The following is a 26,678-nucleotide window of genomic DNA, read 5'->3' as shown; positions in this document are numbered from 1 at the left end:
CGCTGCCGCGGTCGCCGCAGGAGCCGGGGAAGTACTGCGGCTGCGGTAGTCCGAGGATCGTCCGTGCGCAGGAGTCGCCCCGGCCCGCACCCGATTACCGTGCAGGCATGAGCACGGCACGGATCCGGCTCGGGGACGGGCTGGTCGCCGTCGGGGTGGCGACCGCCCTGCTCGTCGCCGGGTTGTACGCGCACCACCCCGCCACGAGCCTCGTCCCGCTGGGCTGCGTGCTGCTGGTGATCGGCGGCCTCGCGTTGGCCGCGTACCGCCGGGCGCCGGTCACCGTGCTGGCGGTGACCGGCCTGTGCGCGCTGGGATCCCAGGCCGCCGGGGTCGACGTCCCCGCCGTCGCGTACCTGCTCGCGGTGTACGCCGCGGTCCGGGCGGGACACCGCGTCCTCGCGGTGGTGAGCGCGGTGCTCATGGTGTGCGCTCTTCCGTTCGCGATCCTCGCCGCGCCCGGCGACCTGGCCGTGGGCGAGGCGATCACGCACACCCGCGACGTCCTCCAGATCGCGTGGCTGATCGCCGCCGGTGCCGCCGGCGAAGCATTGCGCCAGGCCGAGCGGCGGGCGGAGGAGGCCGAGCGCACCCGCGAAGAGACCGCGCGGCGGCGTGCCGACGAGGAGCGGCTGCACATCGCCCGCGAACTGCACGACTCGCTCACCCACCAGATCTCGGTCATCAAGGTGCAGGCCGAGGTCGCCGTCCACCTGGCAGGCAAGCGAGGGGAGCCGGTGCCGGACGCGCTGCTGGTGATCCGGGACGCCGGCCGTGAGGCGGCCCGTGAGCTGCGCGCGACCCTGGAGGCATTGCGCGACGACGGGAATCCCCCGCACGGCCTCGACGACGTCCCGGACCTGGTGCGGCGAGCCCGGGCGGCCGGCCTGGACGCGACGCTGACGATCGAGGGCGAGCGCGACGAGGTTCCCGTCGCGGCGGACCGGACCGGCTACCGGATCGTCCAGGAGTCGCTGACCAACATCGCCCGCCACGCCGCCGCCGAGACCGCGTCGGTCCGGATCGGCTACCGCCCGGGCACGCTCGTCATCCGCGTCGACGACGACGGCACGGCCACCCCGGACACCGCGCCGGTCCCCGGTGTGGGGCTGCTCGGGATGCGCGAACGCGTCGCCGCGCTCGGCGGCCGGCTGCGGGCGGCGCCGCGCAGCGAAGGCGGCTTCACCGTCCACGCCGAGCTTCCCGTGGGCCCGGCGTCGTGATCAGGGTCCTGCTGGCCGACGACCAGCCGCTCATCCGCAGCGGGTTCCGCGCGCTCCTCGACATCGAGGACGACATCGAGGTGGTGGCCGAGGCCGCCGACGGTGGCGAGGCCGTGGCACTGGCCGGGCAGCACCTGCCCGACATCGCGCTCATCGACGTCCAGATGCCGGTCGTGGACGGCATCGAGGCGACCCGGCGCATCGCCGCCGATCCGGTGCTGGCCGGGGTGCATGTGGTCATCCTGACCAACTACGGCCTCGACGAGTACGTCTTCACGGCGTTGCGCGCCGGCGCGGCGGGGTTCCTCGTCAAGGACATCCGGCCGGAGGACTTCCTGCACGCCGTGCGGGTCGCCGCCCGCGGTGACGCCCTGCTCGCACCGTCGATCACCCGCAAGCTGATCGACCGGTACGTCACCCAGCCCCTCCGGACCGGCGCCGCGGCCGGGCTGGCCCACCTGACCAACCGCGAGCGCGAAGCCGTCACCCTGGTCGCGCAGGGACTGGCCAACGACCAGATCGCCGCCCGCATGGTGATCAGCCCGCTGACCGCGAAGACCCACATCAACCGGGCGATGACCAAGCTGCACGCCCGCGACCGGGCGCAGCTCGTGGTCCTCGCCTACGAATCCGGCTTGGTGGTCCCGCGCACTTCTTGACCCCCAACGGTTTCCGGGCCGCTCGAAGGCAAGACGCCGGTTAACTCCGCGCAAGGTCCGGCCTTAACTCGGACATTTCACCGGCGTGGTGCCCGCCGGTCGGTTCTCGTTCGATTCGCGTTCACCCGACGCGCCCGCCGAAGTCACTTGTCCTGCCTAAGTTTCTTTCGCGACTCAGGAAAATGAGCAAGGGGAGCCATGGACACGCCCGTCGCGGTGCGAGCGCGCGGAATCACCAAGTGCTTCGGGGACGTCGTCGCGCTGGACGGCGTCGATCTGGACGTGGCACCGGGACGGATCCACGGGCTGGTCGGCCCGAACGGCGCGGGCAAGACGACGTTGCTCGGCCTGCTGCTGAGCCTGGCCGTCGCCGACGAGGGCCGGCTCGAGATCCTCGGGACGCCGGTCGGGAAGACCCTCAGCGCGCCCGGTGGCGTCGCCGGGTTCGTCGACGGCCCCGGGCTCTACCCCTCGCTCACCGCCCGGCAGAACCTCGCCGCGCTGGCCGCCCTCCGCGGCGGCGACCGGCGGACCGCGAAGATCGACGACGTCCTCGGCGAGGTCGGGCTCACCGACGTCGCCGACGACCGCGTGCGCGGCTTCTCCCTCGGCATGCGGCAGCGGCTCGGCCTCGCCGCCGCCCTGCTCACCGAACCTCGCCTCCTGGTGCTCGACGAGCCGGCCAACGGGCTCGACCCGGCCGGCAAGAAGCACGTGCACGGCGTCCTCGACCGGCTCGCCGGCGGCGGCACCACCGTGGTGCTCTCCAGCCACCGGATGGACGACCTCGAAGCGCTGTGCTCCGAGGTCACCATCCTGTCCACCGGCCGCGTCGTCTTCACCGGCCCGCTGGGCAAGCTCTCCGCCGAGAACGGCGAGCTCGACTACCGGCTGCGCACGTCCGACCCGGCGGCCGCGCGGCCCCTGGTCGCCGGCGCGCCGGGGATCCGCCTCGCCGACGCGGACACCGACGCGTTCGTGGTCCGCGCACCGGTGCCCGCCCTCGACGAACTGGTGCTGCGGCTGGCGAAGGACGGCATCGCGGTGCGCGAGCTCGCGCCGGTCGTGTCGCCGCTCGAAGCCGCTTTCCTCGCCCTCACCGAGCAGCCGGAGGCCGGCCGATGACCACGACCGCGCTGGAAGCCGCCCGGCCCGTCCCGGTGACGCGTGGCTACCGCTTCGAACTCGTCAAGCTGTTCGCCGCCTGGCGGATCCGCTTGCTGGTGCTGGCCTGCTGGCTCGCTCCGGCGGTGTTCGTCGCCGTGGTGAGCGAGCAGAGTTCGCTGCCCGTCGACACGCTCTTCGGCCGGTGGATGAACGCCACCGGCTGGGCCGGGCCGCTGGTGATGCTCGGTTTCGCGGGCACGTACGCGCTTCCGCTGCTGACGTCGGTCGTCGCCGGGGACGTCTTCGCCTCCGAAGACCGGCTCGGCACGTGGCGCCACCTGCTGGTCGCCGTCCGCTCCACCAGGCGGATCTTCGCAGCGAAAGCGCTTGCCAGCCTCACCGTGATCTTCGTGCTGGTGGCCGGGATGGCCGTTTCCGGTGCGGCGGGCGGGCTCCTCGCCGCCGGCGACCGGCCGCTGGCCGGCCTCGACGGTCACCTGCTGACGCCCGGCGACGCCGCGGTGCGGGTCCTGCTCGCCTGGGTCTGCGTGCTCGCCCCGACGCTCGCCCTGGGTGCGATCGGGCTGCTCGGCTCGATCGTCTGGGGCCGCTCGCCGATGGGCCTGCTGCTGCCCGCGGTCGTCGCGCTCGTGCTGGCGCTCGCCCAGCTGCTGCCGCTGCCGGTCGCCGTCCGCCTCGCCCTGCCCAGCTACGCCTTCATCGCGTGGAACGGCCTGTTCACCGACCCGGCGCAGCTGGGGCCGCTGCTGATCGCGGTCGGCGTCAGCCTGGCGTGGGCCGTGGTCGCGACCGCGCTGGCCTACCTCCTCTTCGTGCGCCGCGACTTCACCAACCCGGCCCACGACGGCTCGGGCCGTCGCGCGCTCGTCCTCGGTGTCGTGCCGCTGGCCGGGCTGCTCGCCGTCACGGCCGGGATCGTCGCGGTCGCCACGCCGGCCACCGGCTCCGGGATCGGCCTGGACCAGGTCCAGCGCTCGGTCGCCACCGCGTTCGCCCACCTCTACCGGCTGCAGGCCGGCCAGCTCAACCGGCCCGACGTCACCGAGGCGCAGCTGGCCGCCACGGCCGCGTGCACCAAGGGCGACGGCCTGGTCGAGCCCGAGGGGCCCGGCAACGACTGGCGGTGCGTCGTCTCCTGGCACCTGCCGGGCATCGCGGCGACGGGGTCGGCGATCTACCAGCTCGACATCACCTCGGACGGGCGGTACGTCGCCGACGGCGACGGACCGAAGGAAGTGAACGGCTACTTCCAGGTGCGGACCCCCGCGGGGGACCAGCCCAACCCCCTCTGGCAGTTCGACGGGAACGTCGAGCTGCTCTCCTCCACGAAGGGATAACCCGATGCAGGTAACACGCCGCAGACGGCGTGTCGGGAAGGCTCGCCTTCTCGGTCACCTCAGTGGTCACCGGTTCCGGTACGCGACCGCCGGTTCCGCCACGCTCGTGCTCGTCGCCACGGGCACCGGCGTCGGTGTCGCGTCGACGCAGCAGTTCGGCGAGGACCAGGTCGGCCAGGTCACCGAGAACGGCCAGGTCGTCTCCGCCGACCAGTACCTCAAGCCGATCGGCGACCGGCTGGTCGTGAACAACGGCAAGATCATGGCGTCCTCGGTCAGCCCCGACGGCGCCCACCTCGCCGCGCTGACCACCGACGGCGGGATCGCGCTCACCATCGTCGACCTGAAGAGCTGGCAGGTGCAGCAGCTCGTCGGCAACTCCGCGACGGCGAACCTGCGCATCCCCGGCAACGACGTCGGCCAGGAAGGGCCGTCGTACTCCCCGGACGGCAAAGCGCTGTGGCTGGCGCAAACCGACGGCTACACGAAGTTCACGGTGAACCCGGACGGCACGGTCGCCGCCCCGGCGTCGGTCAAGATCCCGGCCGACGGCGCCAAGCACGCGCTGGTGGCCCAGGCGGTGTTCTCGCCCGACGGGTCCACTGTGTACTCCGCGGTCAACGGCCAGAACCGCGTCGTCGCCCTCGATGCGGCGACCGGCGCGATCAAGCAGAGCTGGGCCACCGGCAACGCGCCGCGCGACCTGGTCCGCGTCGGGACCAAGCTGTACGTGAGCAACGAAGGCGGCCGCGCGGCCAAGCCCGGCGAGCCGACGCTGAACTCGTACAACACCCAGGTGCCGGCCAGCGGGTTCACCGGCGCCACCACCAGTGGCACGGTCAGCGTCATCGACCTGGCGAACGCGGCCGCCGCGCCGAAGAGCATCGACGTCGGCCTGCACCCGACCGCGGTGTACTCCGCCAAGGGTGCGGTGTTCGTCACGAACACCGCGAGCAACACCGTCTCCGTCATCGACACCGGCCGCGACAAGGTCGTCCAGACCATCGCGACCCAGCCGTGGCCGCAGGCTTCGGTCGGGTACGAGCCGGACGGGGTGACCCTCACCGGCGACGGGCACCTGCTGGTGACGCTCGGCCGTGCCGACGCTGTCGCCGTCTACCGCTACCAGCGGCCCCAGGAGCCGGTGGGCTACGTCGGCCTGCTGCCGACGGACTACTTCCCGACGGCGATCACCACGGTCGGCGCGGACGTCGTCGTCTCCAACACCCGTGGCATCGACGCCCGCCGGCCCACCACGGCCGCCGGGCACGGCACCCACGACACGACGTCGAGCGTGCAGCGGTTCCGGCTGCCGGACGACCGCGCGATCCGCGGGTACACCGGCCAGGTCTTCAAGCAGAACGGCTGGACGGACAACTCGGTCCAGGTGGCCCACGACGACGGCCACCGCAAGCCGGTGCCCGTCCCGGCGCGGCTCGGCGACCCGTCGACGATCAAGCACGTCTTCCTGCTGGTCAAGGAAAACCGGACCTACGACCAGCTCTTCGGCGACGACGCGCGCGGCAACGGCGACCCGTCGGTCACGCAGTTCGGCGAGAACGTGACGCCCAACCAGCACGCGCTGGAGCGGCAGTTCGGGTTGTACGACAACACCTACGACATCGGCACGAACTCCGCCGAGGGCCACAACTGGCTGATGCAGGCCGACAACCCGGAGTACACCGAGTCGTCGGCGGGGGAGTACCTGCGCAGCTACGACACCGAGGACGACGCGCTGGGCCACCAGAGCTCCGGGTTCCTCTGGACCGGTGCGCAGGCGGCCGGGAAGTCGGTCCGGGACTTCGGCGAGTTCCAGCAGTTCCTGACCAAGCCGGCCGACGCGAGCTGGCAGAACCTCTACTGCGACAGCAAGAACATGGCGGCGACCGGCGAGCCCAGCGCCTACCCGCTGGTGTCGTCGTCGCCGATCCCGTCGCTGAACGACGTTTCGGTGCCCGGGTTCCCGAAGTTCGACACCGCGGTGCCGGACGTCTACCGGTACCAGATCTGGAAGGACGACTTCGAGAAGCACGGGCCGGCGAACCTGAACATGTTCTGGCTGTCGAGCGACCACACCGGCGGTCCGCCGAACGCGGCCGCCCAGGTCGCCGACAACGACCTCGCGGTCGGCAAGATCGTCGACACGATCTCGCACAGCAAGTACTGGAAGGACTCGGCGATCTTCGTCGTCGAGGACGACTCCCAGGCCGGTCTCGACCACGTCGACGGCCACCGGGCACCGGTGCAGATCATCAGCCCGTACGCCCGGCACGGCGTCGTCGACAGCCACTACTACTCGCAGATCACGATGATCCGGACCATCGAGCAGATCCTCGGGGTCAAGCCGATGAACCAGAAGGACAGCGCGGCGACGCCGATGAGCGCGGCGTTCACGCAGAAGCCGGACTACACGCCGTTCACCGCGCTGCCCAACCGCACCTCGCTGACGGGCGGCCTGGCCACCCAGCCGTCCTGCGGCGCGGACACCCCGGCCCCGCCGGATCCCGTGGCGGCCCCGGTGCCGTCGTCGGCGGTGCCGGCGGACAAGGCGCGGGTGGCGGCGCAGTGGCAGGAGTGGACGACGCACCAGCGGCTGACCGGCCCGAACGCGGTCGCCGACTACGCCAACCCGGCGCAGATGAACCACTTCACGTGGTACCAGACGCACGGCTGGCAGCTGCCGTACCCGGGTGAGAGCCAGGTGTTCGCCCCGGAGCAGGTCCCGGGCGCCTACCTCCCGTCGGCGGAGTCGGACGGCTGAGCAACCTCGTCGCGGCGCTCGGTCCTGCCCGGACCGGGCGCCGTGACGGTGGTGGCGGGCGATCAGCCCCGAACCGGGGGAGGATGGCCCGCATGACGTTGCCTGCCCTGCCCGAGGAGTCCTTCCAGCGGGTGCTCTGCGTCGTCGCGCACCCGGACGACATGGAGTACGGCCCGTCCGCGGCCGTCGCCCGCTGGACCGCGCGCGGCATCGAGGTCGGCTACCTCCTGCTCACCCGCGGCGAGGCGGGCATGCCGAACCCACCGGAGGAGACGGCGCGCCTGCGCGTCGCCGAGCAGCGGGCCGCCTGTGCCGCCGTCGGCGTCGAGCACCTGACCGTCCTCGAGCACCCCGACGGCATCCTCGTGTACAGCCTCGACCTGCGCCGCGACATCTGCCGGGAGATCCGCCGCTTCAAGCCGGACGTCGTGCTCGGCACCGGCTGGGACGTCGAGACGCCGTACGGCTTCGACCAGGCCGACCACCGCGCGGCCGGGCTGGCGACGCTCGACGCGATCCGCGACGCGGGCAACCGGTGGGTGTTCCCGGAGCAGATCGACGACGAGCACCTCGAACCGCACTCCGCGCGCTGGTTCCTCATCCCCGGGCCACCCGGCGCGGGCGCGACCCACGGCGTCGAGGTCACGGGTGAGCCGCTGCGCCGCGGCGTCGCCTCGCTCGAGGCGCACGCCGCGTACTTGGCCGCGCTCCCGGACCACCCCGCGCCCGCGGACTTCATCCCGCAGTTCGCCGCGATGAGCGGCAAGGCCATGGGCGTCGAGCACGCAGTCCTGTTCCGCGCCCACGACCTGCAGGCGCCGCCGGACCTCGGCCCGGACTGATCAAGCTGCCCGGCGTGGCGCAAGCTTCTGCGGAACGCGCCCGCGAGGCCAGGTGCTGTCCAGCGTCGTGTGGTTTCCGGCGCAGGCCCAGGGCGACGGCTCTGCTTGGCTGCGCGCCGAGGCCCGCTTGACGGTGCCGGACACCCAGTCGGGCCGCGCGGTGTCCAAGGCGTTGTCCCACAGCCTCTGCGCGGTGGAGCTGGCGACTTCCGCTCGATGGCGTGGCGCAAGCTTCTGCCGAATGCGCTCGCGGGCCACCGGCGCCCAGTCGTCCCGCAGACTGCTAGTATCTCAACTCTACAAACTGAGATACTATGGAGGCGAAATGGAGCGGCTTCCGGCGCTGGCCCTGACCGAGCGCGCGCGAGAGTGGTCTGTCCTGCCGATGCCCGGGGTGCCCGCCCTGCCCATGCCGAAGCACGTCCTGGACGCGGCCGCCGAGGCTGCCACGCGGGTCCTGCCTCGGGAGACGCGTGGCCGGCCCGAGCTGCGCCGCGTCGTGGCGGACCACCTGGGGCAGCAGTTCGGCCTGGACGTCGACCCGGAGCACGAGCTGCTGGTGACCCACGGCGCGCAACACGGGATGAGCGTCGTCCTGCGGGCGCTGCTCTCGCCGGGCGATGAGGTCGTCGTGCCCGCTCCGACCTACTTCTTCGACGGCATGGTGCGGATGGCCGGCGCCCGCCCGGTGTACGTCCCGAGCCGGCCGGAGCTCGGGTGGGCCACCGACCTCGACGCGCTCCGGGCGGCGGTGACGCCCGCGACCCGCGCGATCCTGCTGTGCAACCCCGCCAACCCCACCGGGCACACCCCGGCGCGGCAGGAGCTGGCGGAGATCCTGGCACTGGCCGCCGAACACGGACTGCTGGTGCTGTCCGACGAGTCGTACGCCCGGTACGTCCACAGTGGACCCGGGTACGCGCCGCAGCAGTCCCTGCGGGACGGCTGGCCCGAGCTCGTGACGGTGACCAGCCTGAGCAAGAACTACGCCTTCACCCCGTGGCGGATCGGGTACGTCCACGCGCCGCGGAAGCTCCTCGACCGGGTGCACCGGGCGTTCGAATGGGACGCGATCGCCGTCGGTGACGTGCCTCAGGCGGCAGCCTGCGCCGTCATCACCGGGCCGCAGGACTGGCTCGACGTCGTCTACTCGACCTTCCGGCGCCGCCGCGACCTGCTCGCCGCCGCGGTCGAGGCCGCGGGACTGCCCGTCGTGCGGCCGGACTCCGGGATCTTCCTCTTCCCCGATTTCGCCGCCCTCGGCCTGCGGGGCCGGGCGCTCGAGGACGCGTTGCTGCGGCACGGGATCCCGGGGATCGCGGGCGACGCCTTCCACGGCCCGGCCGGGCATGCCCGCCTGCTCTACGGCGGCACCGAGGCCGATCTCACGGAGGTGGGGAATCGGCTTGCCGCCCTGGTCAAGGAGCTGGGCGGTTAAGGCATCCCGATCTCGGCGTGGATGATCGAGCGGCTCGCCGCCAGCGCGCCGACGATCTCCCGCCGGGCGGATGCCGTCCGACGCTGCATGGCTTCGCGGGCGGCGTCCGGGTCGCGCGCGGTGATGGCGTCCACGATCGCCTGCCGCTCGCGGATCCGCTCCGGCGGCATCGCCGGATCCAGCTTGATGCTCAGCCGGATGATCCGCTCGATCTCGTCGAGCACCCCGACCGAGGCCGCGGCCAGGCGGTGGTTGCCGCCGCCGTTGGCGATGATCGACTCGAACTCGTAGTTGGCCCGGAACCGCTCCTCGAACCGCGGTCCGCCGAGCTGGTCCTCGTCGGTGTCGACGGCCAGCTCGGCCAGCCGTGCACCGTCCGATTCGGGCAGTCCGCGCTCGGCGCACAACGCCGCCGCCTGCGACTGCAGCAGGGAACGCATGTCGCACAGGTCGGTCGCGTCGCCGAGGGTCACCGTCGAGACCACGTAGCCGGCCCGGGGGAGCGGGCGGACCAGGCCGTCGCGGTGCAGCCGGGCGAGCGCCTCGCGCACGGGCGTCTTGCTCAGCTCGTAGACCTTCGCGACCTCCAGCTCGGTGAAGCTCGCGCCGGGCGGCCGGACCAGCTCGATGATCTCGCGCTTCAGCCGCCGGTAGGCGCTCTCCATCAGGCTGCTCACCGGCGGGTGCTCGCGGATCAGGTCGGGCTCGTAACGCAACGGCTGGCTCCCTCGAGGACGGTCTGGTCCTGGAACGATACACCTGGCGCGCTGCCCTGGTCGTACATGATGGACGCCAAAAATATCTCAAGTACGTCTTGCTAATATCTTAACGGGTTCCTACTGTGCATCCAGATGGTGGACACGGTGAAGGAGACCTCGGTGATTCCCAGTTCCGGTTGGCGCGTCGGCGCCGACATCGGCGGCACGTTCACCGACGTGATCGCCCTCGGCCCGGCCGGCGAAGTGGTGCCGATGAAGGTGCTGTCGACCCCGCCCGACTACGGGACCGGCGTCGTCACCGCCACGACCGCCGTGCTCGACGCCGCCGGGGCCGCCCCGGCCGCCGTGGCCGCGATGCTCCACGGCACCACGGTGGCGACCAACACGATCCTCGAGATGGCCGGCGCCCGCACCGCGGTGGTCACCACGCAGGGCTTCCGGGACGTGCTGGAGCTGGGCCGGTTGCGCCGGCCGGTGCTCTACGACCTGTCCTGGACCAAGCCGGTGCCGCTCGCCGCGCGTCGGGACCGCCACGAGCTGGCCCAGCGCATCACCGCGGACGGCCGGCTGACCCCGCCCGCCGACGAGGCCGACGTCCGGGCCCTGGCCGCGCGGTTGCGGGCCGACGGGATCGACGCCGTCGCGGTCTGCCTGCTCAACTCCTACGTCCGCCCGGACGAGGAGCGGCGCGTCGCCGAGCTGCTCCGGGCCGAGCTGCCCGGCGTGTACGTCACCGCGTCAGTGGACATTTCCCCGCAGCCACAGGAGTTCGAGCGCACCAGCACCGCGACGGTCAACGCCTACGTCGGTCCCGTCGTCCACGGTTACCTCACCCGTCTCGAAGCCGGGCTGCGGACCGCGGGGGTGCACGCGCCGCTGCTGGTCATGCAGTCGAGCGGCGGGCTGCTCGACGCGGATTCCGTGGCACGGCGGCCGGTGCAGATCATCGAGTCCGGCCCGGCCGCCGGGGTCACCGCCGTCCGCCAGCTCGCCCGCCTGCTGGAGCTGCCCTCGGTGGTCGCCTTCGACATGGGCGGGACCACTGCGAAGGCGTCGCTGATCGAGCACGGCGAGCCGTTCGTTTCGGCGGACTACGAAGTCGGCGGCGGGATGAACGCCGCGCGGGGACTGGGTTCCGGTGCCGGTTACCCGGTGCGGACGCCGTCGATCGACATCGCCGAGGTCGGCTCCGGTGGCGGCAGCGTCATCGCCGTCGACCAGGCCGGTGCGCTGCACGTCGGCCCGGCCAGCGCCGGGTCCCGCCCCGGCCCCGCGTGCTACGGCCAGGGCGGCGAGCTGCCGACCCTGACCGACGCCAACGTGACGCTCGGCTACCTCAGCCCCGACGCGCTCGCCGGCGGCCGCGTGGCGATCCACCCCGACCTGGCCGCCAAAGCCCTGGCCCCGGTGGCCGACCGGCTCGGGCGCGACGTCCCCGGCACCGCGCGCGGCGCTTACGAAGTCGCGGTGTCGAGCATGACGACCGCCGTCAAGGCCGTCACCAGCGAGCGGGGCCGCGACCCGCGCGAGGCCACCATGGTCGCCTTCGGCGGCGCTGGCCCGCTCTACGCCGCGGCGCTCGCCCGGGAGCTCGGCATCTCGACGGTGCTGGTGCCCGCCCACCCCGGCCTGTTCAGCAGCCTCGGCCTCCTCGTCGCCGACACCGAGCTGAACGAGGTCGCGCCCTACCACCCGGAGCCGGCCGCGGAGTTCGAGCGGCTGACCGCGAAGGTGACCGCGGAGCTGGGCGAAGACGCCGTCGTCGAACGGCTGCTGGACATGCGCTACCGCGGCCAGCGCTTCGAGCTGCGGATCCGGCTGGACGACGGGGAACTCACCGAAGAGCTGTTCGCCGCCGCACGAGCGCGGTTCCACGCCGAGCACGAGCGCACCTACGGCCGCGCCGGCGACGACTCCCTCGTCGAGATCGTCAACCTCCGGGTGCGCGGCACGCTGCCCAGCCCGGTGGCCCTCGAGGACGTCCTGCGCCTGCCACCGGCCTCCGGCCGGGCACCGGTGACCCGCGAATGCCGGTTCGGCGCACCGGTTCCCACCCCGGTCGTCACGCGGGCGGACATCGGGGCCGAGCCCGTCGACGGGCCGCTGGTCATCGAGGACATGGACGCCACCACGCTCGTGCCGCCGGGTGCCCGCGTGCACCGCGACCGCTTCCACACCCTCGTCATCACCTGGAGTGCCGCATGATCCGCGACGCCGTCACCTTCGAGGTCTTCCGCAACGCCGTCACCGGCGTCGCCGACGAAATGGCGATCACGATCCTGCGCACCGCGCACTCGCAGATCGTCGCGTCCAGTATGGACTTCTCCGCGGCGCTGTGCGACGCCCGCGGCCGGGTCATCGCCCAGGCCAACACCTGCCCGGTGCACCTCGGGTCCATTCCGGACGCCATGGCGGCGTTCCTCGCCGAGTTCGGCGCCGGGATCGCCGACGGGGACGTCTACCTGCTCAACGATCCTTCCCGCGGTGGCATGCACCTGCCGGACATCTTCGCGGCCGCCCCGGTGTTCGCCGGGCCGGACCTGCTGGGATTCGCCGTCACGGTGGTCAACCACGCCGACGTCGGCGGCGGGGTCGCCGGATCGATGGCCGTCCAGGCGACGAGCATCTTCGCCGAGGGCGTCCAGATCCCGCCGTCCCGGCTGGTCGACGCGGGCAAGCTGAACGAACCCTTCCTGAACCTGGTGCTGCGCAACGTCCGCGAGCCGGAGCTGCTGCGCGGCGACCTCGAATCCCAGCTCGCCGCGTGCCACGCCGGGGGAGAAGGCCTGCGTGCGCTCGCCACGCGGTACGGCGCCGCCGGCCTGGCGGAGCTCAACGACGAGCTGCTCGACTACTCGGAGACGCTGTTGCGCGCCGCGCTCGCCGACGCGGTTCCCGGGAGCTACGCGTTCACCGACCACATCGACGACGACGGCCTCGGCTCGGGCCCGATCCCGTTCCAGGTCAAGGTGACGCTGTCCGGCACCGGGATCGAACTGGACTTCACCGGATCCTCGCCGCAGGTAGCCTCCGCGCTCAACGCCACCGCGTCGTTCACGCGGTCGGCGTCCTACGCGGCGGTCCAGGGCGCGCTCGCCCGCGACATCCCGGCCAACAGCGGGTTCTACCGGCCGTTCACGTTCGTCATCCCCGAAGCCTCGATCCTCGACGGCCGCCGCCCCGCCGCTCGGGGTGCCCGGGGACTCGTGGCCTACCGCATCATCGACGCCGTCCTCGGCGCCCTCGCCCCGGTGTTCCCCACCCGGGTACCGGCCGCGGGCGACGGCGGTCCCGACTCCGTCGCGATCGGCGTCACCGGTGCCGACGGCGGTTCGGTGGTGCTGTGGGACATCCTTTGTGGAGCGTGGGGTGCCCGGCCCGACCGCGACGGGGTCGACGGGATCAGCCCGCTGGGCGCCAACCTCGCCAACACCCCGGTCGAGGAACTGGAACGGTCCGGGCACGTCCGCATCGACGGGTACGGCTACCTCCCCGACACCGGCGGCGCCGGCCGGTTCCGCGGCGGCCTGAGCACGTTCCGGGACATGACGATTCTCGCGCCCGAAGCGAGCGTGCAGATCCGGTCCGACCGCCGCGAGTTCCTGCCCTACGGCCTCGACGGCGGCGCGCCCGGCACGCCGTCGCTGAACCTGCTCGACCCCGGTGATCCCGGCGAGCGCGTCCTCGATTCGAAGCCCCACCTCGTACTGACGGCAGGCAGCCGGCACCGCCACGTCACGGCCGGGGGCGGCGGCCACGGCGACCCCTTCACCCGCGAGCCGCGGCGGGTCCTCGACGACGTCGCCGAAGGCAAGGTGACCCGCGAGGGCGCGGCCCGCGACTACGGCGTCGTCGTCACCGCCGACGGCACGCTCGACCACCCCGCCACGGCCGCCTTGCGCGGAACAGCCGGCTGACGCATCGTTTCTTCGTCCAGAAAGGACACCGCATGGATTCCGCACTCGGTGCCACATCGGCGACGGTGACCACCCGGACCTGGCGCAAGGTCGGCGCCCGGATCATCCCGCTGATCGGCGTGGCCTACGTGATGAGCTACGTCGACCGCGCCAACCTGGGCTACATCGCCGCGCCGATGTCGCGCGACCTGCACCTCGACAGCGGGCAGGTCGGCCTGGCCGCGGGCCTGTTCTTCATCGGCTACATCATCGTCGAAGTGCCGAGCAACCTCGCGCTGCGGCGGTTCGGGGCCCGGAAGTGGATCACCCGGATCATGCTCACCTGGGGGCTGGTCACCGGCTTGACGGCGACCGTCGACTCCGCCGCGGCGCTCTACGTCGCGCGGCTCGCGCTCGGGTTCGCCGAAGCGGGCCTGGCCGCCGGGATCCTGCTGTACCTGACCTACTGGTTCCCGCGCCGCCAGCGGTCCTGGGCGCTGACCGGGTTCTTCCTGATGATCCCGGTGTCCTCGATCGTCGGCTCCCCGCTGGCCGCCGCGCTGCTGACCTGGGGCCAGAACCTGTTCGGGATCGCCGGCTGGCGCTCGCTGTTCCTCGTCGAAGGCGCGCTGACGATTCTCATCGGGATCCTGATCTTCGTCTTCCTGCCCGACCGGCCCGCCGACGCGCGCTGGCTCGACGAAACGGAGAAGTCCTCATTGGAGCGGACGCTCGCCGCGGAGGCCGAGGAGCAGCGCGGCCACGGCGCGCTGACCGGGCTTCGCCAGGCGCTGATCAGCGGCCGGGTGTGGGCGCTCGCGGTGACGTTCTTCGCCATCGTGTTCGGGCTCTACCCGCTCGCGTTCTTCCTGCCCACGATGATCACCGCGATCACGCACGGCGTCGGCGGCGCCGCCGACATCAGCAGTGTGCTGCTGTCCGGGATCCCGTACCTCGTCGCCGCGCTGGCCATGCTCGCCTGGGTCCGCGTCGCCGGCCGCCGGACGGCCGTGTTCGCCACCGGCGTCCCGATGGCGGTCGGCGCCGCCGGGCTGCTGCTGGCCACCTTCGCCGGCAACGGGCCGGTGTTCATCCTGGCGGTCTGCCTGAGCGTGGCCGGGATCTACACCGCGATGCCGCAGTTCTGGCGGATCCCGGCGATCGGGCTGACCGGCACCGCGGCGGCGTCCGGCATCGCGCTGATCAACTCCGTCAGCAACCTCAGCGGGTTCGTCGGCCCGTACTTCACCGGCGCGATCAAGACCGCCACCGGCAGTTTCACCTACGCGCTCCTGGCGATCGCGGTGATCATGGTGGCCGGGCTCGCCGTCCTGCTGACGATCGGGCGCCGCGTGGAGCGCCTCGATGGGAAGCTGGGCTCATGACCACCGCACTCATCGTGGGCGACCTGCAGCGAGGCATCACCGGGAACTACGGGTTCGCGCGCGAGGTCTTGCCACCCCTGGAAGAGTTACTGCCGCGCGTGCGCGCCGCCGGGACGCTGGTGGTGCACATCCACACCGCGTTCCGCGTCAACCGCGCCGACCTGCCGCCCGGCAACGCCCTGTTCGCCTCCTTCTACGACGCGGGGGACACGTTCCACGAGGGCTCGCCCGGCATCGAGCTCGACCTGCCGGTACACGGCGAGGACGTCGTCGTGCGCAAACGCCGGACGAGCGCGTTCGCGGGCACGGACCTGGACCTCGTGCTCCGGGCACGCGGCGTGGACACGGTGGTCCTCGCCGGCGTGGCCACGAGCGCGATGGTCGCCGCGACGGCCTACGACGCGGCCGACCGCGGCTACCGGGTCACCGTGCTCGCCGACGGGTGCGCCGACGGCGACGGGGGCGTCCACGAGTTCTTCGTGGAGAAGGTCTTTCCCGGCCGGGGCTTCGAGGTCGTGCGCTGCGCCGCGTTCAGCTGACGACCAGGACCAGCCTCCCCCGGACGTGACCGCTTTCGCTGGTGCGGTGCGCGTCGGCGATCCCGGCGAGCGGGAAGGTCCGGTCCACCGGCAGCCAGAACTTCCCGGCTTCGATGAGCTCGCCCACCGTCGCGAGCGCGTGGAACCCGGTGCCGTCGACGAACCCGTTGCTGAAGTGGACGCCGTGCTGCTCGGCACCGGCGAAGTCGGCGAGCGTCACCACGTTCTTCGCGTCGCCGGCGAGGGCGATGAGCTCGGGGAGGACGCCGCTGCCGGCGACGTCGAGCGCGGCGTCGACGCCGTCGGGGGACAGGGCGCGCACCCGGTCGGCCATGCCTTCCCCGTAGGTCACCGGTTCCGCGCCCAGCAGGCTCAGGTAGCCGCTGTTGCGGGCGCTGGCGGCGCCGATCACCCGCGCGCCGCGCGCGACGGCGAGCTGGACGGCGGTGCTCCCGATCCCGCCGGAGGCGCCGTTGACGAACAGCGTGGTTCCGGCGGTGACGTGGAGCTGGTCGAGGCTGCGCGTGGCCGTTTCGAGCGCGACGGGGATGCCGGCCGCGTCGACGAACCCGAGTGACGGGGGGATGACCGCCCGGAAGGTCAGCAGGGCGAATTCGGCGGCGCCCGCCTGGTCGTCGGAGATGCCGAACACCCGGTCGCCGAGCGCGACGTCCGTGACGCCTTCGCCGAGCTCGTCGACGACGCCCGCCACGTCGGCGCCCGTCGTCTGCGGCAGCTGCGCACCGAAACTCAGGTCACCGCGGCGCACTTTGGAATCCGTGGCGCTGATTCCGGTCGCCCGCACCGCGATCCGGACCTGGCCGGGGCCCGGGTGGGGGTCGGGCAGGTCCACGAGCTCGAGGACCTCGGGGCCGCCGTACTGCTTGAACTGCACTGCTTTCATGACACTCAGGCCTTTCCGCTCTGCTGGGTGACGAACTGCTCCGCGCCGGGACCGGCCGCCAGGGGGCCGCCGCGGAAGAGGCCGGCGGACAGCACCGCGCCTCCGAAGAACAACCCGGCCGCGATCCAGAACACGAAGTGGTAGCCGGTGAGGGTCGCCTCGGCGATCGTGGCCGGGTCGGCCGCCGTCGAAGCGTGCGTGGTGAGGTAGCCCGCCGTCGCCGTCGTGCCCAGGGAGCTGAACACGGCCAGGCCGAGGGAGCCGCCGACCTGCTGGGCGATGTTCACCATCGCCGACGCCACGCCGGCTTCGTGCGAGCGCACGCCACTGGTCGCCGCGTTCTGACCCGGCCCGAAGATCAGGCCCAGGCCGAGCCCGATGACGAGCAGCGCGGGCAGCACACCCGTGGCGTACGTCGAATCCGCGTCGAGGCCGGTGAGCAGCGCCATGCCTGCCGCGGTGAGGAGGCTGCCGGCCGGGACGATCGGGCGTGGCCCGACGCGCGGCAGCAGCACCGCGCCCGACACCATCGCGCCCACCATCACCAGGCCGACCATCGGCAGGAACGCCAGGCCGCTTTCCAGCGGCGTGAACTCCAGCGTCTCCGCGAGGTAGTAGGTGACGAACAGGAAGACCGCGAACCCGCCGGCACCCGAGATCCCGATTGCCAGGTAGGCGGCTCCCCGGTTCCGGTCCAGGACGACCGGCGGCGGGAGCAGCGGGGCGCGGACACGGCGTTCGACGAGCACGAACACGACGATCAGCACCACGCCGGCCGCCGTCGGGGCCAGCGTCCGGAAGCCGGTCCAGCCGTCGGAGGTGGCGTTGCCCAGGCCGTCGACGATGCCGAACAGGCCGAGCAGCGCGAGGACCGTTCCCGGCACGTCCAGCCGGGTGCGCGCCGGCCGGTCGCGGTCGGCGAGGAACGCCAGGGCGCCCGCGATCGCGACCGCCGCGATGACGACGTTCACGTACAGGCACCACCGCCACGACAGGTTCTGCGTGAGCACGCCGCCGAGCAGCAGGCCCACCGCGCCACCGGCGCCCGAGATCGCGCCGAAGACCCCGAAGGCGCGGCCGCGTTCGCGCGCGTCGTCGGCGAACGTCACCGACAGCATCGACAGTGCCGCCGGCGCGAGCATCGCGGCGAACGCACCCTGCGCGATCCGCGCGATCAGCAGGACGCCGAACCCGTCCGCGGCGCCACCGGCGGCCGACGCGATCGCGAACCCGGCCATCCCGGCGATGAAGAGCCGTTTTCGCCCGTACAGGTCGGCGAGCCGGCCGCCGAGGAGCAGGAGACTGCCGAAGGCGAGCGCGTAGCCGGTCACCACCCACTGGCGGTTGCCGTCGGAGAACGCGAGCTCGTGCTGCGCGGTCGGCAGCGCGATGTTCACGATCGTGGAGTCCAGGATGACCATCAGCTGGGCCAGGCTCAGGACGACGAGCGCGATCCAGCGATCGGCGGTGCGGTGCATTTCGGCCCCTCGATCTCCGGTGGACACCGGGTGGACTGGTCGTCGGCCGCGCTAACTTAACATCGGTATATTAACTTATCAACGGTAAATCACTGGACGGCGGGTAAGGTCGGTGATCGTGAACACTGGAGAGCCGGCGACCGGCAGCGGGGACGTCCTGTGGCTGCGCGAAGAGCCGCCACGGCCGCCGCGCCGGAGCACTCCGCTCACCCTGGAGCGCATCATCGACGCGGCCATCGCCGAACTCGACGCGCACGGCGCGGAGCGGCTGACGATGCGCAAGCTCGCCGAGCGGCTCGAAGTGACCTCGACGGCGCTCTACTGGCACGTCTCGACCAAACGGGATCTGCTCGACCTCGCGCTCGACCACGCCGTCGGCGAGGCGCCGCTGCCCGCGCCGGACCTCGACCCGCGCTCCGGGCTCCGGGCGGTGCTGCTCGGCTGGCGGGCCGCGATGCTCGCGCACCCGTGGCTGCCCGGCCTGCTCGGCCGGCCGCTGCTGGGGCCGAACGTGCTGGCGCGGACCGAGTTCATCCAGGCGATGCTCGTCCGCTCCGGGCTGTCCGGAGTGGACCTCGCGGCCGCCACCCGCCTGCTGGCCAACTTCGTCCTCGGCGCGGCGATGGCGGACGCCACCTGGCGGCAGTTCGACGATCCCGCCGTGTTCGCCAGGGCGCGGGCGCACATCCTCGGCCTCGGCGAGCGCTACCCCACGCTCAGCACGTCCGGCTTCGCCGACGGCGAGTGGAGCGACGACGAACTGTTCGGCCTCGGCCTCGACCGGGTTCTCGACCAGCTGCTCTCCGCGAGCTGACCCGCGCCCCGGCTACTCCGGCGCGGCGGACCCGGTCAGGTAGTGGCGGATGACCGGGGCGACCCAGGCTTCGAGCTCGGCCCGCCCCATGTCCGCCAGAGGCGGCACCTTCAGCACATAGCGCGACATCGCCAGGCCCAGGATCTGCGAGCCGAGGAGTGCGGCGCGTTCGGGGGCCCGGTCGACGACGACGGCCGCGACCGCCGGGGCGACCTGGCCGGTGAACAGCTCCAGCATCTTCGCCGCGGCCGCCTCGCTGGTCGTGGCCGCGCGCAGCAGGGACAGGAATCCGGCGTCGTCTTCCCAGACGCCGAAGAAGCGGGGCATCAGCACGTGCGCGAGGTCGTCCGCGCTCACCCCGGTGAGCTCGGGCAGGTCCAGCTCGAACTCCGCGGCCGCCGCGAAGAGGCCTTCCTTGGTGCCGAAGTAGCGGATGACCATCGCCGGGTCGACGCCGACGTCCGCGGCGACGTCGCGCAGCCGCACCCGGTCGAATCCCTGGGCGCCGAAGCGGGTCCGGGCCGCTTTCAGGATCGCGGCGCGGGTGGCGGGGGCGGAGCGGCGGCGGGTCTCGGTCACGTCCCCAGGATAAGTCACCGGCGGTTGACTTGGCGCGCGGACACTCGTACCGTCTAAGTCACCCGCTGTTGACTTAGGAGGTTCCGCGTGGACACCGTGGATGTCGTCGTGGTCGGAGCCGGCCCGACCGGCTGCCTGCTGGCCGGGGAGCTGGCCTTGGCCGGCCGGTCGGTCGTGGTCGTCGAGAAGCACGCGGAGGCGTCGCCGCTCAGCCGGGCGTTCGGGACCCACGCCCGGACGCTGGAGGTCCTGGACACCCGCGGCCTCGCCGACGACCTGGTTGCCACGGGGACACGCGCGGGCAGCCTGAGCTTGTGGAAGAGCGCGGGGCTCGACCTGACCCGGTTGCCGTCGCGGTTCCCGTTCCTGCTCGTGACGCCGCAGCGCAACGTCGATGCGCTGCTGGAGAAGTACGCGCGGGACCAGGGCGCGCGGATCGTGCGCGGCGCCGCCGTCACCGACCTCGAGCGGCGGGACGACGGCGTCGTCGTCCGCGCCGGCGGGCTCGCGTGGAAAGCGTCCTACGCGGTCGCGGCCGACGGTGCGCACAGCACCGTCCGGCGGCTGACCGGCACGGAGTTCCCGGGCAAGGTGCTGCTGAAGTCGATCATGCTCGCGGACGTGCGGCTCGCCGACCCGCCGGCCACGGTCATCACCGTGGACGCGGTCAAGGACAGCTTCGCGTTCCTCGCCCCGTTCGGCGACGGGTGGTTCCGCGTCATCGCCTGGGACCGGCGGCACGAAGACGACGCGGCCTTCCGGGCGGAACCCGCGCTGGTGCGCGACATCCTCCAGCGGACGATGGGTACGGACTTCGGCATGGGCGAGACCCGCTGGATCTCCCAGTTCCGCAGTGACGAGCGCCAGATCGGCGCGTACCGCTCGGGTCGCGTGTTCTTCGCCGGCGACGCCGCGCACGTCCATTCACCCGCGGGCGGGCAGGGCATGAACACCGGCATCCAGGACGCGGCCAACCTCGGCTGGAAGCTGGCCGCCGTCCTCGACGGCGCCGACCCCGCGATCCTCGACACCTACCAGGCGGAACGGCACCCGGTCGGCCGGCTGGTGCTGCGCACGAGCGGCGCCACGATCCGGCTGATGACGGTGCGGGCGTGGCCGGCGCGGATGCTGCGCAACCACGTGATCGGCGCGCTCCTGCGCAGCGGCCGGTTCTCCCGCAAGGCCGCCGGGATGTTCACCGGGACGGGGATCCGCTACCGGGCCGCGCCGGCCGAGCACCGGCTGGTCGGAACGCCCGTGGGCGAGCTGCCGCTGCGGGACGGGCGGTTGCCGGAATCCTTGCGCCACGGCGGTTTCGTGCTCGTGGCGGGCCGGGGCGCGGGGCCGGTGACCGCGCCGGTGCCGGTGGTGCACCGCACGGACGACGGGCCGGGGCTGCTGGTGCGCCCGGACGGCTACGTCGCCTGGGCCGGCGACGTCGCGACGGGGGAGTGGGCCGCGGTCCTGGACCGGTGGACCGCGCCGCAACGCGAACGGAGTGGCCGCTGATGCAGGTCGTCGTCATCCGGTTCACCGTGCGCGAAGACTGGGCCGGCCGGTGGCTCGATCTCGTCGGCGAGTTCACCCGCGCGACGCGGGCCGAGGACAGCAACCTCTGGTTCTGGTGGGCGCGCAGCGTCGACGAGCCGGGTGTCTTCTTCCTGCTGGAGGGCCACCGCGAGGAGGGCGTCGAGCAGCACCTGAAGTCCCCGCTGATCCCGAAGATCCAACGCGAATGGCCGGCGGCGTTGGTCGAGACGCCCCAGGTGCTGATGACGACGATGCCCGGGGACGGCTGGCAGGAGCTGGCCCTCCTGCCGGTGCCGGCCCCTGCCCGCCGCGCGGACTAGCGGTGCAGCTCCTTGCGCGCCATCCACTGCCAGACGTGGGTGCCGCCGATGCTCGGGTCGTTGCGGGCCACGTAGATCCAGGACCAGTGGCCGGGGAACTGGTGGCCGTCGCGGACCACGTGGTCGTAGAGCATCAGCTCGGAGCGGGGGATGAGCTCGTGCGCGTGCACGGAGTTGGCCTGCGGATCCACCGTGTCGTCGTCGCGGGAGGCGACCAGCCAGGTCGGGGTGCTGATCGCGGTCAGTTCGGCGTCGGGGATCAGCGGCGGGTTGCCTTCTGTACGAGCGGTGACGACTCCGCAGATCGGCACCGACGCGGCGAACGTGCGCGGGTAGACGGTGGTCATCTTCAGGCTCATGTAGCCGCCGTTGCTGCAGCCGACGACGTGGACGCGCGCGGGGTCGACCGGCCGCGTGCGCACGACGTCCCGGACGATTTCCTGGATGAGCGGGGCGAAGCGGGGGCCGTCGTCCATCCAGGCGGACGTGCTCTGCGGGGCGACGACGTAGGCGCCGCCGAAGATCGCTTGTGCTTCCGGGGTGGCGAAACCCAGTGCGCCGCGGTTGGCGCGCAAGGTGGTCTCGTTGTCGTAGTAGCCGTCGGGCAGGGAAGCGCCTTCACCGCCGCCGTGCAGCCAGACGATCAGGGGGTGCCGGCCACGGCGTGCCGCGGGGGAGTACAGCCGGTACTTCATTCCCGAACGTGAGGCGTGGTAACTGAAAGCGTCCACTTCGGGGTTGGCCAGCCGGCCTTGCGTGAAACGGGTGAAGGTGACCGGCCGTCCGTGCCGTTGGCGGACGGGGGTGTTCTGCGTGATGGTGTAGACCAGGTCGAGCCGGACGTTGCGGCTCTTGCTGTTGAGGTAGCCGAGGGTGCCGCCGCCGGTCTGGCCCTCGCCGTGGCTCAGCTCGAGCACGATGTTCCCGCCGCGGTCGAGCCGCGCGGCGGTCACGGGCCGGTCGAGGTCGTAGCCGACGTCCTGGCCGCCGGTGCCGATCGGGCTGGTGGCCTTCGCGTGCACGGTGAACGTGGTGGTGGTGAGGCTCGCCGGATCGATCGGCCCGAACCGGCCGGTGTCGAGGGTGAGGGAGGTGACCTGTTCCCCGCCGTCGAGGGTTTCCGCGCCGAGGGCGAACTTCACGCTGTCCATCCCGTGGGCGCGGGCGACGCCCGGCAAAGCCAGGCCGGCGGCAACGCCCGCCCCGGTGACCAAGGCGATGCGACGACTGAACACCTTGTCCATGCGACTCCTTTGTCGTGGGACGTATCACGGTACCGCGCAACGGTCGTGGTCGGTGTGTTTCCATCATGCGGCCTTTTTGTCGCGCGTGCACCGGGGCGGATGGGCGAGGGCCGGCGCACTCCTTCGGCATCCGTAGGGGATTGGCCAACTGCGTCCGTTCGGGTGTTCGCCTCCGAACGTGGTTACAGGACAACGGCTTCCGGCGACCTCGTGGGCATCATCCGACGTCGGAAGCGGGGTTGCGTGACCGAGGAGCTGCCGCCGGCCTTGCCCGGCGAGGACCACAAGCGCACCGTGCTCGAACGGACCGCCTTCGGTGCCATGGTGGCCGTGCTCGGGCCCGGGGTCGGGTTCTTTTCGGCCCTGCAGGACCAGTTCCAGCCCTTCACCGGACAGGGCCCGGCGACGTGGGTGCTCACCCTCGCGGTGCTGGTGCTGGCCGTCGCCGCGTGGTTCCTCGTGCCGCGGCTGGTGAAGCTCCTGCGGCAGCGCCGGCCCGCGCGCGCGATCTCGCTGGTGCTGGCCGTGATCCTGATGGTCTGCGCCGCCGGTGCCGGGGTCGCCACGGCGGCCCTGCTCGGCATCGGCGGGCGGGAGGCCGCGGCGCCGCCCGCGACGACCAGCTCGGCCGCCCCCACGTCGACGCCGTCGACATCGACGCCGTCTGCTGTTCCGCCGGCCGGGACCAGCACGCCGAACGGTGCCGCGACCATGACGTCCACGAGCACCTCGGCCCCGAGCACGCCCACGCCCACGAAGGTCCTGCCGCCCACGCCGCCCACCCAGGCACCGGTCGCGTTCAAGTTCGACGCCGTGAAGACCGTGCCGCACTGCTACAACTACTTCGGCGACGGGACGCAGCCGGGTGCGGACAGGGTCGTGCTCCTGGTGCGGCAGGCGCAGGACCCGAAGAACCGGTACTTCGAGCGGGTCGTGGAGTTCGACGGTTCCGGCCGGTGGTCGGCGCTGAGCCTCGTCATCGGGCTGCCGGGCGACACCGGCCCGTTCTACCTGGAGGCGTACCAGGTCACCGCGGACGAGGCGAACCGGCTGGAGCACGCGCCGGGCAACGTGCCGTCCGAGGTCCACGGCACCGGGCTCACCAGCCTGCTCGTCGTCCGCGACACCGCGAAGGACGACTGCTGACCCCGGTCGGCCTGCGAAACAGCACTTGACCGGACATTTGCTCAATTGTACGGTCAAATCATGCCCGAGGCGTTGCACCTGCGGATCAAGCGGGCGATCGAAGAGCGGATCCACTCCGGGGCGCTGCCCGCCGGAGCGCGGCTGCCGACCGAAAAAGACCTGTGCGACCAGTACGGCGTCAGCCGCGCCACCGCGCAGCGCGTGCTCAACGACCTGGCGAAAGCCGGCCTGGCCGTTCGCCGGCGGCGGCACGGCACGTTCGTCGCGGACGGCGTGCGGCAGGTCAACCTGCTCAACTTCGTCGTGCCCGGGACCGCCGAGAAGGGGGCCCCCGGCCGCCACGAGGTCGTGTCCGCGCGGATCACCACGGCCGGCGACGCGGTGCTCGCGCTGCCCGGCGCGGCACCCGACGCCGCCGTCGTGGAACTGGTGCGCCGCAAGCTGGACTTGCGCGAACGGCCGCAGTCGATCGAGCGGCACGTCGTGCTCTTCTCGGTGGCTCCCGACCTGCTCGACGAGGACCTCGAACACCTCGTCAGCCTGGCGTACCTGCGGCGCCGGGAGGTGCCGGTCGACACGATCCGGCTCTACCTCGACCCGGTGAGCCTCGACGAGGCCGACGCGGCCCTGCTCGACAGCGAACCGGGCACGGCGACCATGCGGCGGCGGCGCGAGCTGCGCGTCACCGACGGGAGCGTCGTCGAAGTCGTCACCGCGCTCGTCCGCCCGGGCACCGCCGAGTTCTTCGTGGAGCTGCCCGCCTCGGCCGTGTGAGCACCACTGTCCACTTCGGAAAGGGAGGTTCGGGATGAAGGTCATCGTCGCCGGGGCCGGGGTGCTGGGGACCGCGGTCGCCCGCGCGCTCGCCGTCGCCGGCCAGGACGTGCTCCTGCTGGACCGGGGGCGCCCGGGCGCCGGGACCACCTCGACGACGTTCGCGTGGACCAACGCGAACCGCAAGCTCGACCCGGCCTACCACCGGCTGAACGTCGCGGGGATGGCCGAGCACTCCGACCTCGCCCGGCAGCTGCCCGGTGCGGCGGCGTACTTCCCCAGCGGTGCCCTGCACTGGGCGAACTCCGCGAGCGCGCCCTGGCTCACGGACAACGTCGACCGGTTGCGGGCCCTCGGGTATCCGGTGCGGTGGGTCGAGCGCGACGAAGCGACGCGGATCGCCGGCGCACTCCGGATTCCCTTGGACGCGCTGTCGTTCGCGCACTTCCCGAGCGAGGGGTACGTCCTGCCGGACCGGCTGCTGGGGAACCTGCTCGCGGATGCCGAGCGGCACGGCGCGACCTTCGCGACCGGCGAGGTCACCGGCGTCGACGACGGCCCCGGCGGGGTGTCCGTCACGCTGGCCGGCGGCGAGGTCCGCACGGCCGACCGGGTCGTCCTGGCGACCGGCCGCTGGAGCGAGCGGCTCGCGGCGGACGCCGGGATCGCCCTGCCCATGCTGGCGGGCGTCGAGCGGGGATCGCCCGCGGTCGGGCTGCTCGGCTACGTGCGGGCGCCCGGGATCGCCCTGCGCTGCGTGGTCCACTCGCCGGGGCTCAACCTGCGCCCCGCGGCCGGCGGGCACACCGTCGTGCAGGCCCTCGACCTGAACGCCGGCGTGGACCCGGCCGACCCGCCGTCCCCGGACGGGCCGATCGCGCGCGAGATCGCCCGGCGGCTCTCGGCCGTGCTGCCCGAACCCGCCCCGGCTCCGGACATCGACCTGCGCGTCGGGTTTCGGTCCCTGCCCGCGGACGGCCACACGATCGCCGGGTTCGGCTCGCCCCGCGTCTACTGCCTCGTCTCGCACAGCGGCGTCACCTTGGGCCCGCTCCTGGGCCGCCTGGCCGCGACCGAGCTCGTGACCGGCCGGGGCCAGGACCTGCTCGACGCGTTCCGCCCGGCCCGGTTCGCCGGCGGGCCGCGCACGGACTTCGCCGCGGACCAGCACGCCACCCGGCTGGGTGAGCAATAAGTCCCTCTGCCGAAGACCGGCGAGGTCGTCGAGGTCAAGAACCTGCTTTCCCTCGACGGGATCGGCTTCGCCGCGAAGTCCGCATTGGACAACCTCGCGAAGTTCCCGCCGCTTGCGGTCATCCTCGTGATGATCCCCTTGGGAGCGCTGGCTTTCCGCGCGGCGGGCCGCCGTCCTGTGCTCGGGGTGGTGGTCGCGTACGTGGCAGTGCCGGCGGGGTTCAACGCCAGCCCGCTGGGTACGCCGTCCGACGCGATCCGCTCGTCGCCGATCGCGGTCGTCTTCCTGGTCGCGTGGTCGGCGGATCAGTCCCGCAGGTCCTCGGCGGTGAACGAACGGCGCTCGGTGAGCTGCGCCAGGTGCGTCTCGAGGGTCCTGAGCTGCTCGTCCCCGATCCGGGCCGCCCAGCGGCCGCGGACGTCGTCGAACAGGGCGCCGCCGACGGCCATCAGCTCGTGGCCCCGGGGGGTGACCCGCACGCGCTTGCGGCGGGCGTCGCCCGGGTCGGGCTCGCGGTCGACGTAGCCGAACTCCTCCAGCGCGGCGATCGTCTGCGCGGCGGCCTGCTTGGTGACCGACAGCCGGCGGCCGAGCTCGGAAGCGGTGTCCGCGCCCGCGTCCACCGCGCGCAACGCGAACTCGTGCACCGGGCGGACACCTTCGTGGCCGCGCTTCGCGAGCTCCACGTTCACTTCGTCGACCATCGAATGGAACCCGCCGAGCAGCAGGAGCGCGAGCTCGGCGCCGCGGGACTGCGCCATGCGGCC

23 protein-coding genes are annotated in these 26,678 nt (G+C 72.6%); 17 read left to right on the top strand and 6 right to left on the bottom strand.

Going from position 1 to position 26,678, the window contains the following annotated elements; genetic code table 11:
- Positions 1 to 107 precede the first annotated feature (107 nt).
- From QSK39_RS46005 to QSK39_RS45975, 7 genes are all read left to right on the top strand, one after another.
- On the top strand, positions 108 to 1,223 hold the full coding sequence (locus QSK39_RS46005; protein ID WP_285484132.1) for a sensor histidine kinase: 1,116 nt from the start codon (positions 108 to 110) through the stop codon (positions 1,221 to 1,223).
- A complete protein-coding gene (locus QSK39_RS46000; RefSeq protein WP_285484131.1) occupies positions 1,220 to 1,882 on the top strand; it encodes a response regulator in 663 nt (220 codons plus the stop codon). Before QSK39_RS46005 ends, QSK39_RS46000 begins: the two co-directional genes overlap by 4 nt.
- 198 nt (positions 1,883 to 2,080) lie before the next feature.
- Positions 2,081 to 3,007: an ABC transporter ATP-binding protein gene (locus QSK39_RS45995; protein WP_285484130.1), complete on the top strand. Its 927-nt coding sequence runs from the start codon at positions 2,081 to 2,083 to the stop codon at positions 3,005 to 3,007.
- Positions 3,004 to 4,347 carry an ABC-2 transporter permease family protein gene (locus QSK39_RS45990; protein WP_285484129.1) on the top strand — a complete coding sequence of 448 codons (1,344 nt, stop codon included), beginning with the start codon at positions 3,004 to 3,006 and terminating at the stop codon, positions 4,345 to 4,347. Before QSK39_RS45995 ends, QSK39_RS45990 begins: the two co-directional genes overlap by 4 nt.
- Before the next feature lie 4 nt (positions 4,348 to 4,351).
- On the top strand, positions 4,352 to 7,108 hold the full coding sequence (locus QSK39_RS45985) for a bifunctional YncE family protein/alkaline phosphatase family protein (protein WP_285484128.1): 2,757 nt from the start codon (positions 4,352 to 4,354) through the stop codon (positions 7,106 to 7,108).
- Positions 7,109 to 7,191: 83 nt separating this feature from the next.
- The gene (locus tag QSK39_RS45980) at positions 7,192 to 7,950 is read left to right on the top strand and encodes a PIG-L deacetylase family protein (RefSeq protein ID WP_353051121.1); all 759 of its coding nucleotides are present in this window, start codon (positions 7,192 to 7,194) and stop codon (positions 7,948 to 7,950) included.
- 325 nt (positions 7,951 to 8,275) lie between these two features.
- Entirely contained in the window at positions 8,276 to 9,388 is a 1,113-nt protein-coding gene (locus QSK39_RS45975) for a pyridoxal phosphate-dependent aminotransferase (RefSeq protein ID WP_285484126.1), read from the top strand.
- On the opposite strand, the gene QSK39_RS45970 is transcribed toward QSK39_RS45975, so the two are convergent.
- A complete protein-coding gene (locus QSK39_RS45970; protein WP_285484125.1) occupies positions 9,385 to 10,104 on the bottom strand; it encodes a GntR family transcriptional regulator in 720 nt (239 codons plus the stop codon). The two genes, QSK39_RS45975 and QSK39_RS45970, sit on opposite strands and share 4 nt — an antisense overlap.
- 162 nt (positions 10,105 to 10,266) lie before the next feature.
- On the opposite strand from QSK39_RS45970, the gene QSK39_RS45965 reads away from it, so the two are divergent.
- The 4 genes from QSK39_RS45965 to QSK39_RS45950 are packed head-to-tail and all read left to right on the top strand — an operon-like array spanning position 10,267 to position 15,927.
- Positions 10,267 to 12,312, top strand: coding sequence for a hydantoinase/oxoprolinase family protein (locus QSK39_RS45965; RefSeq protein WP_285484124.1), 2,046 nt, complete (start codon positions 10,267 to 10,269; stop codon positions 12,310 to 12,312).
- Positions 12,309 to 14,024 (top strand): hydantoinase B/oxoprolinase family protein, encoded by a 1,716-nt coding sequence (locus QSK39_RS45960; RefSeq protein ID WP_285484123.1) that lies wholly within the window; start codon positions 12,309 to 12,311, stop codon positions 14,022 to 14,024. The genes QSK39_RS45965 and QSK39_RS45960 overlap by 4 nt, the downstream gene beginning before the upstream one ends.
- 32 nt (positions 14,025 to 14,056) lie before the next feature.
- Positions 14,057 to 15,388, top strand: a complete 1,332-nt coding sequence (locus tag QSK39_RS45955) for an MFS transporter (RefSeq protein WP_285484122.1) — start codon at positions 14,057 to 14,059, stop codon at positions 15,386 to 15,388.
- Positions 15,385 to 15,927, top strand: coding sequence for a cysteine hydrolase family protein (locus QSK39_RS45950; protein WP_285484121.1), 543 nt, complete (start codon positions 15,385 to 15,387; stop codon positions 15,925 to 15,927). The genes QSK39_RS45955 and QSK39_RS45950 overlap by 4 nt, the downstream gene beginning before the upstream one ends.
- Here QSK39_RS45950 and QSK39_RS45945 read toward each other — a convergent pair.
- Positions 15,920 to 16,831 carry an NADP-dependent oxidoreductase gene (locus QSK39_RS45945; protein ID WP_285484120.1) on the bottom strand — a complete coding sequence of 304 codons (912 nt, stop codon included), beginning with the start codon at positions 16,829 to 16,831 and terminating at the stop codon, positions 15,920 to 15,922. The two genes, QSK39_RS45950 and QSK39_RS45945, sit on opposite strands and share 8 nt — an antisense overlap.
- A gap of 5 nt (positions 16,832 to 16,836) precedes the next feature.
- Positions 16,837 to 18,309: an MFS transporter gene (locus QSK39_RS45940; protein ID WP_285484119.1), complete on the bottom strand. Its 1,473-nt coding sequence runs from the start codon at positions 18,307 to 18,309 to the stop codon at positions 16,837 to 16,839.
- 118 nt (positions 18,310 to 18,427) lie between these two features.
- Between QSK39_RS45940 and QSK39_RS45935 the strand changes: the two genes are divergently transcribed.
- Positions 18,428 to 19,123, top strand: a complete 696-nt coding sequence (locus tag QSK39_RS45935; protein WP_285484118.1) for a TetR/AcrR family transcriptional regulator — start codon at positions 18,428 to 18,430, stop codon at positions 19,121 to 19,123.
- Between the two features lie 12 nt (positions 19,124 to 19,135).
- Here QSK39_RS45935 and QSK39_RS45930 read toward each other — a convergent pair whose 3' ends face one another.
- Complete coding sequence (locus QSK39_RS45930) at positions 19,136 to 19,702, bottom strand: TetR/AcrR family transcriptional regulator (protein WP_285484117.1); 567 nt, start codon at positions 19,700 to 19,702, stop codon at positions 19,136 to 19,138.
- 87 nt (positions 19,703 to 19,789) lie between these two features.
- Between QSK39_RS45930 and QSK39_RS45925 the strand changes: the two genes are divergently transcribed.
- Positions 19,790 to 21,211, top strand: a complete 1,422-nt coding sequence (locus tag QSK39_RS45925; RefSeq protein WP_285484116.1) for an FAD-dependent monooxygenase — start codon at positions 19,790 to 19,792, stop codon at positions 21,209 to 21,211.
- Positions 21,211 to 21,552, top strand: coding sequence for a putative quinol monooxygenase (locus QSK39_RS45920; protein ID WP_285484115.1), 342 nt, complete (start codon positions 21,211 to 21,213; stop codon positions 21,550 to 21,552). Before QSK39_RS45925 ends, QSK39_RS45920 begins: the two co-directional genes overlap by 1 nt.
- On the opposite strand, the gene QSK39_RS45915 is transcribed toward QSK39_RS45920, so the two are convergent.
- Positions 21,549 to 22,796 (bottom strand): prolyl oligopeptidase family serine peptidase, encoded by a 1,248-nt coding sequence (locus QSK39_RS45915; protein WP_285484114.1) that lies wholly within the window; start codon positions 22,794 to 22,796, stop codon positions 21,549 to 21,551. The two genes, QSK39_RS45920 and QSK39_RS45915, sit on opposite strands and share 4 nt — an antisense overlap.
- A 243-nt stretch (positions 22,797 to 23,039) precedes the next feature.
- Between QSK39_RS45915 and QSK39_RS45910 the strand changes: the two genes are divergently transcribed.
- Genes QSK39_RS45910 through QSK39_RS45900 form a run of 3 tightly spaced genes read left to right on the top strand, consistent with a single transcriptional unit; the run spans position 23,040 to position 25,911 of the window.
- Entirely contained in the window at positions 23,040 to 23,942 is a 903-nt protein-coding gene (locus QSK39_RS45910; protein WP_285484113.1) for a hypothetical protein, read from the top strand.
- A gap of 60 nt (positions 23,943 to 24,002) precedes the next feature.
- Positions 24,003 to 24,716, top strand: a complete 714-nt coding sequence (locus QSK39_RS45905) for a GntR family transcriptional regulator (RefSeq protein WP_285484112.1) — start codon at positions 24,003 to 24,005, stop codon at positions 24,714 to 24,716.
- A gap of 34 nt (positions 24,717 to 24,750) precedes the next feature.
- Entirely contained in the window at positions 24,751 to 25,911 is a 1,161-nt protein-coding gene (locus QSK39_RS45900) for an NAD(P)/FAD-dependent oxidoreductase (protein WP_285484111.1), read from the top strand.
- Between the two features lie 305 nt (positions 25,912 to 26,216).
- Here QSK39_RS45900 and QSK39_RS45890 read toward each other — a convergent pair whose 3' ends face one another.
- Positions 26,217 to 26,672, bottom strand: a complete 456-nt coding sequence (locus QSK39_RS45890) for a MarR family winged helix-turn-helix transcriptional regulator (protein WP_285484110.1) — start codon at positions 26,670 to 26,672, stop codon at positions 26,217 to 26,219.
- Positions 26,673 to 26,678: the final 6 nt, after the last annotated feature.

The sequence above is a fragment of the Amycolatopsis sp. NBRC 101858 genome (assembly GCF_030269325.1).
GTDB lineage: Bacteria > Actinomycetota > Actinomycetes > Mycobacteriales > Pseudonocardiaceae > Amycolatopsis > Amycolatopsis ponsaeliensis.
The sequence above is the reverse complement of the archived record's forward strand: the minus strand, read 5'-3'. Positions and strand labels throughout refer to the sequence as shown.